The following is a 15,637-nucleotide window of genomic DNA, read 5'->3' on the forward strand; positions in this document are numbered from 1 at the left end:
TCCGGTCCGCCTGCCGCGCTCAACGCGCGGAAGGCGGACCGATGGGGGTGGTGGTCAGCTCTACCACGTCGCCGGGTCAGGCGGCGTGGCTGCCCTGCTGGCGCCGGGCCAGGACCAGTGCCAGAGCGCCGAGGGCAAGAAGCCCGCCACCGGCCGCGATCAGCCCGGTGGTCTCCGCGCCGGTGGAGGCCAGTTGCACAGAGCCGGGCTCCTGGCCGGTGGCGTACTGGCCGGTTCCGTCCTTGACCAGGACCTGCTGGCAGTCCGTGCCCTCGCCCAGCGGCAGGGTGAGACTGATCGGATCCAGCGCGGTACCGGCCTCGTAGAAGCCAGCGAAGGCCTCCGCGCCGGCAGCCGTCAGGGTGGCACTGGCACCGTTGAGCGAGACGCTGTTCTGACCGACGGACAGGTTCGAGGTGTTCACGGTGGCGAAGGTGACATTGCTCCGGCTGAAGCCGTCTCCTTCCATGGACGAGGACGTCACGTCCGCGATGATCACGGCGGACGACGGGCTCGTCTGCTTGAACCGGAGGTTGGACAGGTTCATGTCCAGCACGCCGTCATGCCCGGTGAAGTGCACGGAACCGCCGAAGGTCACGGTGCCGGTGCGGGAGTCCTTGGCATAGGAGCCGTTGCCGCCACCGAAGGTGAAGGCGCTGCCCGCGTAGGACGCGCCGCCGCCGAGGGTCCAGCCGCCCTGGGCGATGCCGCCGCGGATGTAGTTGCGGAAGGAGGACTTGAGCCCCCAGTTCAGGGTGGCACCGGAGACCTCGTTGGCCGCGCAGACGGTCTGGTAGACCGGCTTGGTATCGCTCGCCCCGGGCTGGCCATCGGTGTTGTCACTGCCGTTGCCGGTCACCGTGCCGTTTCCGCCACCGGTCCCCTGGCCTCCGGAGGCGTTCGGGGACGTCGGGGCCGGTGCCGGGGTGGCGCCGCTGTTGTCCTCACCGGCGCCAGGGGTGCCGGATCCTTCCGAGGGCGCGGTGTCGGACAGTCGCACGATCACGTCCTGGGAGGTGTCGGTGCGTCCCTGACCGTGGGCCTTGGAGGTGTAGATCGCATAGTCGGAGGCATCAGCACCGGAGGGCAGGGTCACCGACAGGGAGAACGAACCGTCCGCGTTGAGCTTGGCGGTGCGGCCCATATCGATCGACCCGTTCTCATACTCCGTGGCAACGGCCACGGTCTGCCCCTCCACGAGGACGCCCGCGGAGGAGGCCTGGTAGAAACCGGCCTGTCCGGCCTCGCCGAGTCCGACGTAGATGCCGGGCGCCGCGGTGGAGAAGCCGGCGCCCTTGACGGTGACCGTGTCGTTGTCCGGAGCGGAGGCGGTGACCCGGGGGGCGCCGTTGTCCGGAGCCGGGGTGGACGGCTCATCCGTCGGGGTCGGAGCCGGAGTGGACGGCCCATCCGTCGGGGTCGGCGTGGGTTCCGGCGTCGGCTCCGGAGTCGGAGCAGGGGCGAACTCCAACACGACGCTGGCGTCCTGGGACGGGTCGCCGACGCCCTGGCCATGGGCCTTGGAGGAGAACACGGAGTAGGAGGTGCCGTCGCCTGCGGGGGCCGTGAGGGTAGCCGTGAAGGACCCCTCGGCGGAGATCCGTGCGGCGGGGACATATACCGTGTCCGCCTGGCTGATGGCCCCTGAGTTCGCGGCGGCGTAGAAACCGCCGGCGGAGGTCGGGGCGACGCCCAGGTAGACGCCGGGGCCCTCCGTGGAGAAATTGGTGCCGGTCACCGCGAACTCACCGCCGGCGGCGGGCACCTCCGTCGCGGTCAGCGCCGGCGGGGCGGCCGGGGCCGGCTCGGCGTACGTGATCGGGGTGATGGAGTTCTGTGACGGATCGGCGAAGCCCTGACCGTGGGCCTTGGAGGTGTAGGCGGCCAGGCCACCTTCGGGCTCCGTGGGCAGCGTGGTGGTGAAGGTGAAGGTGCCGTCGGCCTGCATCCGCTCAGTACGGCCCATCTCGGAGTCGCCCACCTCAGCGGTGGGGCTGACGTAGACGGTCTGGTCCTCCAGGAGGCTGCCGCTGCCCTGGTAGAAGCCGGGCAGGCCGCTGGGGCCGATGCCGAGGTAGATGCCAGGGGCCTCGGCGGAGAAACCGGCACCCGAGACGGTGACCTGCCCGCCGCCGTCGGGGGCCTCGGTGATGGAGACGGTGGGGGCGGCGCTGGCGGGCAGAGCCGTGAGCCCGAAGGAGGCGAGCAGCACTGCGGTGGCCATGGCCACCCAGCGCAGGACGCGTCGGTGAATGGGGGTCTTCATGGAGTCCTCTCCGTGGGAACGGCCCGGCACAGAAGGCGCGGACCGTCCAAAGGTGCTAGTGAGATGCCTGCCGAGCGCATTACGAAACGGTTGTGTGGCGCATTCAGCTAACGTTAAGGTAAGCCTTACCTAAACAAATCACAAGTTGTCTGCGAAGATGACGTGAGTCACGCCGCGCACCCCCGCACCGGCACCTTCCGAAAGGGCGTCACATGACCGCCACCCCCGTACCGACCCTCTCGGCCCGCGTTCGCGAGCTGACCCAGGCCGACCACCACGAGGCCGAGACCTCCACGTTCATCACCGATCTCATGGGCGGACGTCGCTCAGCCCGGGACTATGCCCTCCTGCTGTCCCAGTACGAGCACATCTATCACCAGCTGGAGGACTCCGTGGCCCTGGCCCGCGTCACCTCCCCGGGCCCCGTGGCGGACCTGTTCGACCCCGCACTCGAGCGGGCCCCCTTCATCCGGCAGGATCTGGCGAACCTGATGCCCGCGGCCGGCCTGGACGAGGCCCCCGCCGAGCTGCCGTCCACGCGGGCCTACGTGCGGCGCATCGCCGAAGTGGAGCATGACCACGCCCGGCTCGCCGCCCACCACTACCTGCGGTACCTGGGCGACCTCTCCGGCGGTCAGGCCATCGGCAAGATGGTGTCCCGCCACTACGGGCTGAACCCGGACCAGTTGGCCATGTACCGGTTCGAGGGGATCGAGAAGCCCAAGGTCTACAAGGACGGCTACCGGCTGAAGCTGGACTCACTCGGCCTGACGCCGGAACAGGAGGATGCCTTCATCGAAGAGGCATCCCGAGGCTTCCAATTCAACAAGGACATGTTCCGGGACCTGGACGGACTGTCCCGCAGGCTGGCCGGCGTCGCCGCCTGAGCAGCTGGCGCCCAGGGCTGCGGATGGCCAGGGTTGCGGACACCAGGGCCACAGTGAGGCCCATGACGCTTCGGAACGACGAGACCCGCTACGCGTCCGGGAAGATCTGCCCGATCGGCTCGCTCTTCTCAGCCTGGAAGGCCTCCTCGGCGCGGCCGTAGGCCCAGTAGGCGGACAGGGACATCCGCCGGCGATCCACGCCGCGGACGTCCGCGAGGTAGCGGCGCAGGTCCTTCACCATCTCCCGCTCACCGTGCGCGAAGACCTGGACGTCACCCTCGCGCCACGGCGCCTCGATGACCGCATGGGCCAGCGTGGTGGACTCCGGCGTGAAGATGCCGCCGCGGTGGAGCCAGGTGACCTCGATGCCCTCCGGGGCGGTCAGGGCGACCTCGTCCTCCGGCCCGGTGACCTCGATGATGGCGAGGCCGACGGCATCCGATGGCATGGCCTCCAGCGCGGAGGAGATGGCGGGAACGGCCGACTCGTCCCCGGCCAGCAGGTGCCAGTCGGCCGCCGGATCGGGGAGGTACATCCCCCCGGGACCGCCGAAGGTGACGGGGTCGCCGATACTGGCGTTGGCCGCCCAGGGGCCGGCGAGGCCCTCGTCCCCGTGCACCACGAAGTCGACGGTGAGGGTGCCGGCGTCGTGGTCCACGGACCGCACCGTGTAGGTGCGGCGCACGGGCATCTTCTCCGGGGGCAGGGACTCGCGGAGTTTCTCCATGTCATAGGGCATCGTCAGGCCCAGGGCCGGGTCCGCGAACATCAGCTTGATGTACTTGTCCGTGGCGTCCTTGTCCTGATAGTCCGAGAACCCCGGCCCACCCAGCGTCAGGCGCACCAGGTGCGCGCTGATCCGCTCGGTGGCGACCACCTCGAGCAGGACCGGCGGCTTGGGCTGGCGCGGAGGACGGGCACCACCGCGGACGGAGGGGGACGTAGACATGGAGTCCTCTTTCGGAGTCGATGACGCATTCAGTTCGACCGTACGTCATTTCGCGCCGGCACCCCCTGCAGTTACCCGGCGGGCGGAATCCGGGCGGTTCTCAGCGCCGGAAGGCGGCCCCCCGGTGGTCGTCCGCCAGGCGCGGGCCGTCGCCCAGGATCACCTCGCGGAGGGTCCCGACGCCGGCCCCCTCGGCCGGTTCTTCCGGCAGCAGTCCGCGCCGCCGCAGCTCCGGAGACACCAGGTCTGAGAACCGCTCGAGGTCCGCCGGGCGGACGGCCGCCGAGATGTTGAAACCGTCCACGTCCGTGGCCTCCTGCCAACGGATCAGCTCGTCCACCACGGTCTGCGGGGAGCCGGCGATGACCGGTCCGCGGCCGCCGACGGCGATGAACTCGGCGAGGTCCCGGACGGTCCAGGTCCGGTCCGGCGACAGCTTGGTGAAGGCCGCGAGCGCCGACTGGTTCGCCTCGGTCTTGATGTACTCCAACGGGGCGTCCGGGTCCGAGCCGTCCAGGTCCACGCCGGTCCATCCGCCGAACAGGGCTAGGGCGCCGTCGATGTCCACGAACTCCCGGTAGCCCTCGAGCCGGGCCTGGGCCTCCTCGTCCGTGTCCGCGACCACCACGGTGGCCATGGTGAAGATCCGGATCGCGTCCCGGGAACGCCCGCGTTCGGCCAGCCCGGCACGGATGTCATCCACCCACTGGCGGACGAGGGCGGTGGTGTTGCCGATCAGGAAGATGGCCTCGGCGTGGTCCAGGGCGAAGTCCTGGCCCCGTTTCGAGGCCCCCGCCTGGAACAGGAAGGGGGTGCCCTGAGGGCCGGGATGGGTCAGGGCCTGGTCCGGCACGGAGAAGAACCGGCCACGGTGGCCCACGGGGTGGACCTTCTCCGGGTCCACGAAGACGCCTCGCTCCCGGTCGGCCACCACGGCTCCCGCCTCGAAGGATCCCTCGAAGAGCTTGTACATGACCTCCAGGTACTCGTCCGCACGGTCGTAGCGCTCGTCATGCGGGATCTGCTGGTCCATGCCGAGGTTCCGGGCCGCCGAGTCCTGGTAGGAGGTCACCACGTTCCACGCGATGCGGCCGCGGGTCAGGTGGTCCAGGGTGGCGAACGTGCGGGCCAGCAGGTACGGAGCCTCGTAGGTGACGGAGGCGGTGATCCCGAAGCCGAGGCGCTCTGTCACGGCGGCCATGGCGGGCACCACCACGAGCGGGTCCAGCAGCGGAACCTGCACGCCGCCGCGCAGCGTGGCGTCGGTGGAGTCCCGGTAGACGTCATACACGCCGGGGATGTCCGCCAGGAAGAGGGACGCAAACCCGCCCCGCTCCAGGGTGCGGGCCAGTCCGGTCCAGTACCCCAGGGTGTCGAACCCCGAAACCCCGGACTCCGGGTGCCTCCACAGGCCCGGCGACTGGTGCACGGGGACCATCATGTCGAAGGCGTTCAGGAGGAGGGGGCGGGTCATACAGTCGTCCTTTCAGACGTGCTCTCGGTGGGGCGATCGGGGTCCGTTGCGGTTCCTGCTGTGGTGCCTGTTGCTGTGCTGGCTGCGGCATGGTGCTCGGAGGACAGCGTGGGATCGCCCACCACCGGGACGGCGTGCAGGTCCGTGAGCTCCGTGCCGCGTTGCCGGCTGGCCGGATCCTTCGCCGCGAGCGCGGCGGCGACGGAGATGACGGACAGCACCGTCAGGTAACCGGCGATCAGCCACGGGGCCTCCCCGCCGGCGGCGAACAGCAGGGCGGCGATCATCGGCATCAGCCCGCCGCCCAGGACCGTGCCGACCTGGTAGCCCAGGCTCACCCCCGAGTACCGGACGTGGACGGGGAACTGTTCGGCGAACCACGCCGCCTGCGGCCCGTAGATCGCGTCGTGGATGAGATTGATGCCCAGGATCACCACGAGGGGCAGGAACGCGAGCGGGCCGGCGTCGAGGAAGGCGAAGAGGACCCAGCCGAAGACGCCGATGGCGGCATAGGCGGCCGCGGACAGGATCCGGCGGCCGATCCGGTCGGACAACCAGCCCCAGAACGGCGTGGAGAACAGGCCGATCGCCGAGGCCACCATCACCGCGGTCACGCCCGAGGCGCTGTCCCCGCGCACGTCCCTGAGGTAGGTCAGCATGTACACGGTGACGAGGTAGTAGATGGCGTTCTGGGCCAGTCGCAGCCCGATGGTGACCAGCAGCGGCCGCCGGTGGTGGACCAGCAGCTCCTTCAGGGGCGCCTTGGCCACGTTGCCCGAAGCCCGGTGCTCCAGGAACTCGGGGGCGTCGGCCACGCCGAGCCGGATCCACAGGCCCACAGCCACCAGCAGGGCGGAGAGCAGGAACGGGATGCGCCAGCCGAAGGCGGCGAACTGCTCGGCGCTCATCACGTTCTGCATGATGAAGAACGCCCCGGTGGCCAGCAGCATGCCGGCGGAGGAGCCGATCTGGGTGAAGGATCCGAAGAAGCCGCGGTGCCGTGCCGGCGCGTGCTCCACGCTCAGCAGCGCCGAACCGCCCCATTCGGCCCCGGCGGACAGGCCCTGGAGGATCCGCAGGAACACCAGCCCGACGACGGCCCACCACCCGATGACCTCGAAGGTGGGCATCAGACCGATCAGGGTGGAGGCCACCCCCATCAGCACCAGGGATGCGACCAGCAGCGCCTTGCGGCCGATCCGGTCCCCCAGGTGGCCGGCGATGATCCCGCCCAGCGGCCGGGCGATCACCCCGACGGCGAGGGTCGCGAAGGAGGCGACGATCCCGCCAAGCTCGGTGGCCATCGGGAAGAACTGGACGTTGAAGATCAGCGCCGCGGCCGTGCCGTAGAGGTAGAAGTCGTACCACTCGATGGTGGTGCCGGCGAAGGCGGAGGCCAGCACCCGCTTCTTGCCGGAGAGGATGTTCGTGGCGCCCATCAGCCCTGGCCGCCCTTCGCATCGCCGATCGCGTTGAGGCCCTCGGGAAGGGTCCCGTTGATCCAGTAGTCCCCCAGGGACCGGGCCCGGAAGGCGATGGGGTTGTGCGTGGCCACGGTCTGGGCATTGCGCCAGTGGCGGTCCAGGGCCTTCTTCGTGGAGGTGGCGGACGCGCCCACGGTGAGGAACAGGTCCTGGGCGGCTCCGATGCCCAGCTCTGGCACCGTGATGGTGGCATGTTCGATGGCCAGCTCGGAGCCGTAGAGCTCGGCGGGGACGTCTCCGGTGAAGTCCGGGCGGTCGGCCCCGACGGTCTGGGCGGCGGCGATGCCGGCATCCAGCGCTCGGGCGGCGTGGAGCACCGTGGCCTCGGCGGTGAAGGCCTTCGCGGCGATGCGGCCGGCGGCCTCCTGGATCAGCGGATCCTCGCGGAACGGCAGGCCGGATCCGGTGTTGAAGGTGCGCTTGCGGGAGGCGATGGTCGCCACGGCATCCCGGCGGGAGGCACGGGCGATTCCGGCCAGGACGGCCAGCAGCACGAGCTGGAAGAAGGCGGCCTCGTGAACGGCCTCGGCGGACCCCGGTACCCGGTCGAGCACCCCGTGGGCGGGGACCGTGACCTTCGTGAAGGTCGCCGTGCCAGTGCCCGTGAGCTTCTGGCCGAAGCCGTCCCAGTCGTCCTCCAGGGCCACCCCCTCGGCGTCCGTGGCCACCACGGCGAATTGACGGCCGTCGAGCAGCTTGCCGTCGGCGTCGGAACGGGCGGCCGAGACGCGCGTGTAGTCGGAGAAGATGGAGGCGGTGGCGTAGAACTTCTGCCCGTTGAGCTCCATGCCGCCGGCGGTCGGGGTCAGCGTGGTGTTCAGACCGCCCAGCGCATTGCCACCCTTCTCCGTGGAGGCGTTGCCCACCGTGGCGCCGGCCAGAACCAGCGGGTACCAGGCGTCCTGGACGTCCCGCGGCTGGAAGCGCAGGGCCTCGAGGAAGCCGTAGTGGGAGCGGTAGATGTGGGCCACGTTGGAGTCAGCCTCGGCCAGGTCGATCAGCAGGTGGAAGAAGTCCTGGAGGCTGACCTCCGGACCGCCGTGGACCCCCGGGACCCGCAGGGTGCCGAAACCGGCCTCGTCCAGGCTCCGCACGGCGTCGAAGGGCACCTCGCGGTTGAGCTCCCGGGCCAGGGACCCCGCCGCGATGTCCTCGAAGAGCGGCTGGAAGTGCCTCTTGAGTCCGGCGTAGTCCGTGGGCAGGCCCTCACTGAGGTTCACGCCGGGCCGGACGGCGGCGATGGTGCGGGGTGTTGCGGTCATTCGGTGGTCCTCTCGGTCTCACCGAAGGATTCCCGTGGCGGGGAACAGACCGTGCGGGTCATTCGAAGCGGCATCGTTCAGGGAACCGCTTGAGCCGTGGGATCTCCATCGGTCCTGGCGGTAGCACCCGGCTGGGGAATCCCCACGGGTTGCTGCGGCGTCGACGAGCCAGGTCTCTCGGCCGCTCTGGATGGTTACCCGCCCACGTTAACGGACATCGGCGCTCAAGTGCTGTGTCTCGCGTCACGTCGCTTCACACAAGACGTCAGCCCTCGTTGAGGAGCAAGTCCTCTGGCGCAGGAAACGGGAGGTGGAACACCTCGGCCTGGGCGCCCACGGCGGAGGCGGCCCCGAACTCGTCGGCAACCACCACGATTCCGTCGGGGCTCGCCTGGCTGATGCGCACGGGGCGCTCGGCCCCATCGGCCAACCGCAGCCGGTGACGCTCCGCGAGGAAGCCGAGGCCCCGCGCGTCGAGTGCCTCCTCGGCCTCCAACCAGTCCACCGGTGCGTCGCCCACCGGGCGGCCGAGAATGTCCATGGGACGGAACCCGCCGCCGTCGGGAACGATCCAGCCGACGGGCTCACCGTCCTCGCGACGGTGCTCGATCCAGTCCTCGGGAAGCGTCATGCCGCAGACGGTAGCACCCCCGAGTGGCCCGCCCGATGTCTGGCGCCAGGCTGCCAGCGGCGCTCAGGCCGGGCGCACCGTGACCAAGGCCTCTACAGCACCGCACTAACGGATACGGAGAATCGGCGGGAATAACGGCACACTGTACGAGTGTTGCACTCCCGGAGCCCACTGGCTCCACGTGCTTGTCAAGAGAGGAACGCCGTAGACCATGCCGGCTACTGAGAAACCCCAGACCACCCCCGCCGGCGCTGCTCTGCCGCCCACGTCTTCCAGCCTTCCTCCGGGAGCCAGCCGAGTCATCTCGCTGCTCGTCGCCGCGGCCTTCGTGGTGATCCTCAATGAGACCATCATGTCCGTGGCGCTGCCGAACCTGATGTCCGAGTTCGCCATCGGAGCCTCCACCGCCCAGTGGATCACCACGGCGTTCATGCTGACCATGGCGGTGGTCATCCCGATCACCGGCTACCTGCTGACCCGCCTGCCCCTTCGCACGGTATTCATCATCGCGATGTCCAGCTTCCTGCTCGGCACGTTGCTGGCCGCCGTCGCGCCGACCTTCTTCACCCTGGTCCTGGGCCGCGTGGTCCAGGCGATCGGCACGGCCATCATGATGCCGCTGCTGATGACCACTGTGCTGAACGTGGTCCCCTCGAACCGCCGCGGCCGGACCATGGGCGTCATCTCCATCGTCATCGCCGTGGCCCCAGCCATCGGTCCCACCCTCGGCGGTATCATCCTGGACGCGCTCAACTGGCGCTGGATGTTCTGGATCATGCTCCCGATCGCCGCGATCGCGCTCGTCTTGGGCGCCACTATGATCAGCAATGTCACGGAGACCCGGCGCCTGCCGCTGGACGTGCTCTCCGTGGTGCTGGCCGCGCTCGGCTTCGCCGGGCTGGTCTTCGGCCTGAGCAGCATCGGTTCCGCCGCCGAGGGCAGTGCGCTGATCACCCCCTGGATCCCGCTCGCCGTGGGCATCGTCTCCCTGGCGGTGTTCACCTGGCGCCAACTCGGCCTGCGTGACCACGCGCTGCTGGATGTCAGGGCCTTCGGCACCTCCACGTTCACGATGGCCCTGGTGATGATGTGCATTGGCATGATGGGCATGTTCGGCACTTTGATCACGCTGCCGATCTACCTGCAGACCGTGCTGGGCCTCGATGCCATGCACACCGGGCTGACCCTGCTCCCCGGCGGCCTGCTCATGGGCGTGATGGGCCTCTTCGTCGGCCGACTGTTCGACCGCGTCGGCGCGCGCCCGCTCGTGATCCCGGGGACCGCCATCGTCGCCACCGCACTGTGGGGCATGACCACCCTGGCAGCGGACAGCGGGCAGGGAACGGTCATCGCCTGGCACATGCTGCTCAACGCGGGCCTGTCCTTCATGTTCTCCCCGCTGATGACGGCGGCGCTCGGCTCCCTGCCGCGCCGGCTGTACTCCCACGGTTCGGCCATCCTGTCCACCCTGCAGCAGGTCGCAGGTGCCGCCGGCACCGCCGTGTTCATCACCGTCATGACCACGGCCACCCTCGCCGGTACCGCCGCGGGCGCCGATGTGGTCGAGGCCACCATGTCCGGTATTCACAACGCCATGGTGTGGGGCGCGGTCATCGCGCTCGTGGCCTTCGCCGGATCCTTCTTCGTGAAGTCGGTCCCGGCCGATGAGGAGCCGGATGCCGTGGCCCACTCCCCGGCGCCCGCCCCGGAGACCACACCCGTCCACTGACCCACCTCGTCCGTCCGTCTGGCGGTCGAAAACGCCCCGCTCTACCCCGAATGCCGGGGCGGAGCGGGGCGTTTTCAGTCGACTTGGAGTGGGTGTTTGGCATCATGGCCCACCCCAAGTCGACTCAAAACGGGGCGGGGGCGGGGCGGACGGTTTACTGGCGGTCCAGGTCGTACTGGGCCGCCAGCCGGACCGGTGCGGAACCGGCGCCGTAGCCCTCGTAGCCGTCGCGGCGCTCGACCACCTCGAAGAACACGGTGCCCACGGTGCGGGTGTAGAAGTGCAGAAACTCCCCGCCCTCGTCCCGGTCGTACATCACGTCGTTCTCCCGAAGCTCGGCGAGGAAGGCCTCGTCCAGGGCGAAGCGTGCGGCCAGGTCCTCGTAGTAGTTCGAGGGGACGGGCAGCATGCGCAGTCCCCGGGCACGGGCCCGGCGCGCCACCTCGACGGCGTCCGAGGCCAGGAACGCCACATGCTGCGGATACGCGGCCTTCAGCCGGAGTTCGTCGTGGTCGATCTGGCCGGTGACCGTACGGGTGGTGGAGGACCGCCCCGGGTCCAGGCCGTGCGGAATGAGGTTCAGCGGTATCCGGACGGCACCGTCCGGCGTGCGCATCACCTCGGAGCGCACCAGGCCCTGCGGTGAGGGGACGTCATTGCTGACCTGCGCCTCGAGCCCGAACAGCGAGCGGTAGAACAGCACACCCTCCTCGAACCACTGCCAGGGCTGGGCCAGGTTGACGTGGTCAATCCCGAGGATCAGCCCGTCCCCGGCCACGACGCCGGCCGCCTCCGTTCCCGCCCCAGCGTCACGGGACGCTGCGGTGCCGGTGACCCGGCCGCCGTCGTTCCGGCCGTATTCGGCCACCCACTGGGGTGCGGCGGCCGAGGTGGGCGCCAGGAAGACCTCGGTGCCGTCCGGGGCCTGCACCCCGCGCAGCACCATCTCGTCCGCGCGGTTGGCCCGCCAGGCCTTGGGGTAGTGGAGGGCACGGGCGTGGTCCGCGGTGGTCCGGGGATCCGGCACCTGCAGGCCGATCGAGGCGATGACGGAGCCACCGGCGTGTTCCAGCGGCGCCTCGGTGCGGTCGTTGGTGACCACGCGGGCGTGGCCGGCGGAGAAGAGGTGGACGTCCTTGGTGCGGTGGCGTCCGTGGTCCGCGAAGCCCAACTGCGTCAGCACCTCGGCCAGGTCCGCGGGTTCCGCGGCGCGGACCTCGGCGAAGTCCCAGCCGGTGGGGCGTGCGGGTGCCTCCCCCGCCTGGGCGTCGTCGAGCCACTGCAGGGAACGCATGGCCTCCCGGGCGGTGCGCACGGACTCCGTCTGACGGTAGACGTCCGAGAAGACCTCCAGGGAGATCGGCCCCGTGTAGCCGGTCGCGTAGAGCTCCCGCATGAAGGTGACCAGGTCGAAGCCACCCTCACCCGGGAAGTTGCGGTGATGGCGGGACCAGGACAGCACGTCCATGAGCATGATCGGCGCATCCGCCATCTGCACGAAGAACACCTTCTCCCCCGGGATCTCCCGGAAGCCGCTGACGTCGCCGCGGCGGGAGAGGATGTGGAAAGAGTCCAGGCAGACGCCGAGGTTAGGCCGGTCGGCCTGCTCCACCAGGGACCAGGCGTGCTCGTAGGTGTTCACGAACCGGCCCCAGGCCAGCGCCTCGTAGGCGATGCGGATCTGGTAGCGGGCGGCGAGATCAGCAGCGCGGCGGAGCTGGTCCACCGCGACCTCGTCCTCCCAGCTCGTGGCGGTGCCGACGTTGGAGCACAGCAGGATCAGGTCCACGCCGAGGCGCTGCATGAGCTGGAACTTGCCCTCGAGCCGGCGCAGGTTGTTCTGGAAGACGCCCTCCTCCACCCCCTCCAGGTCCCGGAACGGCTGGTAGAGGTCCAGGGTCAGGCCGAGCTCCGCGGCGAGGTCGCGGACCTGCTCCGGGGACAGCGGCGAGGCCACCAGGTCCGGCTCGAACACCTCGATCCCGTGGAAGCCGGCCTCCGCGGCGGCCCGCATCTTCTCCTCGAACGTGCCCGCGAGGCAGACGGTGGCGATCGAGGTACGGGACATACGGGTGGGCTCTGCGTTCACGCCGATGGCGGCATTGGCGGCGTTGACGGCGGGGACACTCTGGCTCATGCCATTAACCCTACGTCGGTTCTCAGCCCTGCTTCGCGGCGACGAGCTCGAGGAAGTGGGCACGCACCCGTTCGGGATCGGCGGTGAGCCCCGTCATCAGACCGAAGGCGTCCAGGGCCTGGCCCACGGCCATCGTCCCACCGTCCACCACCTGGCAGCCGGCCGCGCGGGCCGCCACCACCAGTTCGGTCTCCACCGGCAGGTACACCACGTCCGAGACCCACAGCTCGGGGCGCAGCCACGCCGCGTCCACCGGGATGCCGGGATGGGTGTGCATCCCCACGGGCGTGCAGTGGGCGAAGCCGGTGGCGGTGGCCAGGGCGTCCTGCAGCTCGGCGTGCGGGCGGGCCGTGACCTGCTGGTCCGGGAACTGCTCCTGCAGGTCGGCGGCGCGGGCGGTGGCCCTCTCGAGGTCGAGGTCGATCAGGGTGAGCTTGCCCGCCCCGGCCCGCAGGAGGGCGTAGGCCACGGCCGAGCCGGCCCCGCCGGCGCCGAGCTGGACCACGGAACCCAGGTCGGGATCCGTCAGGGTGTTCCTCAGTCCGGTGATGTAGCCGGAGTAGTCGGTGTTGTGGCCCACGGAACGGCCGTGCTCGAACACCACGGTGTTCACCGCGCCGAGGTTGCGGGCATCCTCGTCCACCTCGTCCAGGTGCTCCATGATGGTCTGCTTGAACGGGTGGGTGATGTTGAACGCGTTGAAGCCCAGCCTCCGGCCGTACTCCAGCAGCCGCGGCGCCTCGTCCTGCGCCGCCTGGCCCTCGAAGCCCAGCGCCGCCACGTCCACCGGACGGTAGAGGTAGAGGAGCCCGTGCTCGCGGCCCTCCTTCTCATGCATGGGCGGGCTCAGCGACGCCGTGATCCCGTCCCCGATCAGTCCGACCAGATACGATTCCCCGACGGTGCTCATGCGTACTCCATTCTCGTGTTCATGCCCGGTGACCCTTAACGGTAGCCCCGTCAGGCCGGGGCCTGCGTACCGTCGTCCTCGTACTCGGTGACGCCGGCCAGGTCACGGCCGGCCACGTACCCGAAGGTCAGGGCGGGGCCGAGATTGATGCCACCGGCAGGGTAGAAGCCGCGCATGATCGAGGCGTGGTCGTTGCCCGCCGTGTACAGCCCCTCGATGGGGGCACCGTTGGCATCCACCACCCGCGCCTTGGCATCCGCGGCGATCCCGGCGAAGGTGCCGAAGGATCCGGGGCGCACGTGAACCGCGTAGAACGGGCCCTTCTCGAGCGGGGCCAGGGACGGGTTGGGGCCCACCTCGGGGTCGCCGCCGTACCGGTTGAACGCCGTGGCGCCGCGGGCGAACTCCGGGTCCTCGCCGCGCCGGGCGTTCGCGTTGAACTCGGCCACCGTCCGGGTCAGCCCCTCCGGGTCGATCCCGCACTTCTCGGCCAGCTCCTGGAGCGTCTCCCCCTTCACGAGGTATCCGGTCTTCAGGTAGGGGGTCAGCGGCATCGGGATCGGCTTGGCGAAGCCCAGGGAGTACCGCCGGATGGCAGTGGAATCGGCGATCTGCCACGACTCCACCGGTTCGCCCTCCGGCGTGGCCGCAAGCATGCCGTCCACATAGTCGTAGTAACCGTTGGCCTCGTTCACGAAGCGTCGGCCATCACGGCGCACGCCGATGGATCCGGGCTTGGCACGGTCCATGATGTGCGGGAACACGCCATGCCGGTTGCCCGGGTACGGCACCAGGGATACGGGGCACCAGGCCGCCGGTGCCTTCATGTCCGCGTCGAACACGCCGCCCGCGGCCAGCGCCAGGTCCAGGCCGTCCCCGGTGGTCTCCTCGGGGGCCAGCGTCCAGTGCTCGTTGCCGGTCGGCGTCCGGGGGAATACCTCCCGACGCCGGCCCACGTCCTGCGGGAATCCTCCGGTCGCCAGGACCACGCCGCGCTGCGCGCGGATGTACCGGCCGCCGTCGGGCGAGCCGACGATGGCGCCGGTGATGCGGCCGTCCGCAGACCGGACGAGGCCCTGGACCGGGGAGTTGACCCGGATGTCCACCCCGAGGTCGTCCGCGGACTTCATCAGGCGGCCGGTCAGGGCCGTGCCGTTGACCAGGTGCATGGATCGGCCCCGGGTGACCATGTCCAGCATGTGCGGGACCACGCGCTTGACCGAGTGGATCCAGCCCTCGGGCTTGAGCTTCGAGGCCTTGAGGAAGGTGGAGAGGTCCGGGCCGGCCATGATGCCCATGCCGAAGAAGGAGGTGGGGTAGTACTGGCGGCGCATCTTCTTCAGCAGCGCCGGTCCGAACTCCTTGGCGTTCACGGGTGCCGGGCCCACGGAGCGGTTGCCGGTGCCCGCGCCGGGGAGGTCGCCGTAGATGTCGTTGATCTTGGCCCCGGTGACGAAGCGCATGAAGGTCTTGGTGTGGAAGAACCCGACCATGTGGGGCACGGCCTCGAGGAACGCGTCGATCTTCTCCTCCGCGGCCTCGGTGTAGCGGTCACCGAGCACGGCCCGCAGGTAGGCGCGGAACTGCTCGCGGTCCTCGTCCACGCCCTCGGCCCGGGCCAGGGCGGTCCCGGGGGTCCAGGCCCAGCCACCGGACCAGCTCGTGGCGCCGCCGCAGACCGGTGCCTTCTCAGCGACCATCACGGACAGGCCGTGATAGGCCGCCGTGATGGCCGCGGCCAGTCCCCCGGCGCCGGACCCGGCGACCAGGACGTCGACGTCCTCCACCGGAACGTCCAGCGTGAGGGCCTCTTCCTCGGACAGGAGGTAGGGGGTTGCGGTCTGGGGCATGGGAGCGGTCTCACTTCTCTTGCTGCGGATTTCTGACGGTGGGCACGGAAGGCCCTGG

At 69.9% G+C, this 15,637-nt stretch carries 11 protein-coding genes and 1 riboswitch; of the genes, 2 read left to right on the forward strand and 9 right to left on the reverse strand.

All coding sequences use genetic code 11. The annotated features are described in order from the left end of the window. Positions 1–76 precede the first annotated feature (76 nt). On the reverse strand, positions 77–2,266 hold the full coding sequence (locus IEX49_RS17005; RefSeq protein ID WP_188804411.1) for an HtaA domain-containing protein: 2,190 nt from the start codon (positions 2,264–2,266) through the stop codon (positions 77–79). A 212-nt stretch (positions 2,267–2,478) separates the two neighbouring features. Between IEX49_RS17005 and IEX49_RS03895 the strand changes: the two genes are divergently transcribed. Then, complete coding sequence (locus tag IEX49_RS03895) at positions 2,479–3,153, forward strand: biliverdin-producing heme oxygenase (RefSeq protein ID WP_188804413.1); 675 nt, start codon at positions 2,479–2,481, stop codon at positions 3,151–3,153. An 88-nt stretch (positions 3,154–3,241) separates the two neighbouring features. Here IEX49_RS03895 and IEX49_RS03900 read toward each other — a convergent pair whose 3' ends face one another. From IEX49_RS03900 to IEX49_RS03920, 5 genes are all read right to left on the reverse strand, one after another. Further along, the gene (locus IEX49_RS03900) at positions 3,242–4,102 is read right to left on the reverse strand and encodes a siderophore-interacting protein (RefSeq protein ID WP_188804415.1); all 861 of its coding nucleotides are present in this window, start codon (positions 4,100–4,102) and stop codon (positions 3,242–3,244) included. Between the two features lie 100 nt (positions 4,103–4,202). Next, positions 4,203–5,576: an LLM class flavin-dependent oxidoreductase gene (locus IEX49_RS03905; protein ID WP_188804417.1), complete on the reverse strand. Its 1,374-nt coding sequence runs from the start codon at positions 5,574–5,576 to the stop codon at positions 4,203–4,205. Next, positions 5,573–7,015 carry an MFS transporter gene (locus IEX49_RS03910; protein ID WP_229672211.1) on the reverse strand — a complete coding sequence of 481 codons (1,443 nt, stop codon included), beginning with the start codon at positions 7,013–7,015 and terminating at the stop codon, positions 5,573–5,575. The genes IEX49_RS03905 and IEX49_RS03910 overlap by 4 nt, the downstream gene beginning before the upstream one ends. Beyond that, positions 7,015–8,322, reverse strand: coding sequence for an acyl-CoA dehydrogenase family protein (locus IEX49_RS03915; protein ID WP_188804419.1), 1,308 nt, complete (start codon positions 8,320–8,322; stop codon positions 7,015–7,017). The genes IEX49_RS03910 and IEX49_RS03915 overlap by 1 nt, the downstream gene beginning before the upstream one ends. Positions 8,323–8,424: 102 nt before the next feature. Beyond that, positions 8,425–8,519: riboswitch (SAM riboswitch) on the reverse strand. A 68-nt stretch (positions 8,520–8,587) separates the two neighbouring features. Beyond that, the gene (locus IEX49_RS03920) at positions 8,588–8,953 is read right to left on the reverse strand and encodes a hypothetical protein (protein WP_188804420.1); all 366 of its coding nucleotides are present in this window, start codon (positions 8,951–8,953) and stop codon (positions 8,588–8,590) included. A 211-nt stretch (positions 8,954–9,164) separates the two neighbouring features. Between IEX49_RS03920 and IEX49_RS03925 the strand changes: the two genes are divergently transcribed. Next, positions 9,165–10,682, forward strand: coding sequence for a DHA2 family efflux MFS transporter permease subunit (locus tag IEX49_RS03925; RefSeq protein ID WP_188804422.1), 1,518 nt, complete (start codon positions 9,165–9,167; stop codon positions 10,680–10,682). Positions 10,683–10,836: 154 nt separating this feature from the next. Here the strand turns inward: IEX49_RS03925 and IEX49_RS03930 are convergent, their stop codons facing one another. Genes IEX49_RS03930 through IEX49_RS03940 form a run of 3 tightly spaced genes read right to left on the reverse strand, consistent with a single transcriptional unit; the run spans position 10,837 to position 15,579 of the window. Next, entirely contained in the window at positions 10,837–12,819 is a 1,983-nt protein-coding gene (locus IEX49_RS03930) for a sugar phosphate isomerase/epimerase and 4-hydroxyphenylpyruvate domain-containing protein (protein ID WP_308421909.1), read from the reverse strand. 22 nt (positions 12,820–12,841) lie between these two features. Next, positions 12,842–13,729: a shikimate dehydrogenase gene (locus IEX49_RS03935; protein WP_188804424.1), complete on the reverse strand. Its 888-nt coding sequence runs from the start codon at positions 13,727–13,729 to the stop codon at positions 12,842–12,844. Positions 13,730–13,779: 50 nt separating this feature from the next. Beyond that, complete coding sequence (locus IEX49_RS03940; protein WP_188804426.1) at positions 13,780–15,579, reverse strand: FAD-dependent oxidoreductase; 1,800 nt, start codon at positions 15,577–15,579, stop codon at positions 13,780–13,782. Positions 15,580–15,637: the final 58 nt, after the last annotated feature.

Origin of the sequence: Citricoccus zhacaiensis, from assembly GCF_014645315.1 — a bacterium.
GTDB classification, from domain to species: Bacteria; Actinomycetota; Actinomycetes; order Actinomycetales; family Micrococcaceae; genus Citricoccus; species Citricoccus zhacaiensis.

Coding starts and splice junctions, on each gene's coding strand:
- IEX49_RS17005 (WP_188804411.1), bottom strand. CDS start 2,266: ATGAAGACCCCCATTCACCGACGCGTCCTGCGCTGGGTGGCCATGGCC.
- IEX49_RS03895 (WP_188804413.1), top strand. CDS start 2,479: ATGACCGCCACCCCCGTACCGACCCTCTCGGCCCGCGTTCGCGAGCTG.
- IEX49_RS03900 (WP_188804415.1), bottom strand. CDS start 4,102: ATGTCTACGTCCCCCTCCGTCCGCGGTGGTGCCCGTCCTCCGCGCCAG.
- IEX49_RS03905 (WP_188804417.1), bottom strand. CDS start 5,576: ATGACCCGCCCCCTCCTCCTGAACGCCTTCGACATGATGGTCCCCGTG.
- IEX49_RS03910 (WP_229672211.1), bottom strand. CDS start 7,015: ATGGGCGCCACGAACATCCTCTCCGGCAAGAAGCGGGTGCTGGCCTCC.
- IEX49_RS03915 (WP_188804419.1), bottom strand. CDS start 8,322: ATGACCGCAACACCCCGCACCATCGCCGCCGTCCGGCCCGGCGTGAAC.
- IEX49_RS03920 (WP_188804420.1), bottom strand. CDS start 8,953: ATGACGCTTCCCGAGGACTGGATCGAGCACCGTCGCGAGGACGGTGAG.
- IEX49_RS03925 (WP_188804422.1), top strand. CDS start 9,165: ATGCCGGCTACTGAGAAACCCCAGACCACCCCCGCCGGCGCTGCTCTG.
- IEX49_RS03930 (WP_308421909.1), bottom strand. CDS start 12,819: ATGAGCCAGAGTGTCCCCGCCGTCAACGCCGCCAATGCCGCCATCGGC.
- IEX49_RS03935 (WP_188804424.1), bottom strand. CDS start 13,729: ATGAGCACCGTCGGGGAATCGTATCTGGTCGGACTGATCGGGGACGGG.
- IEX49_RS03940 (WP_188804426.1), bottom strand. CDS start 15,579: ATGCCCCAGACCGCAACCCCCTACCTCCTGTCCGAGGAAGAGGCCCTC.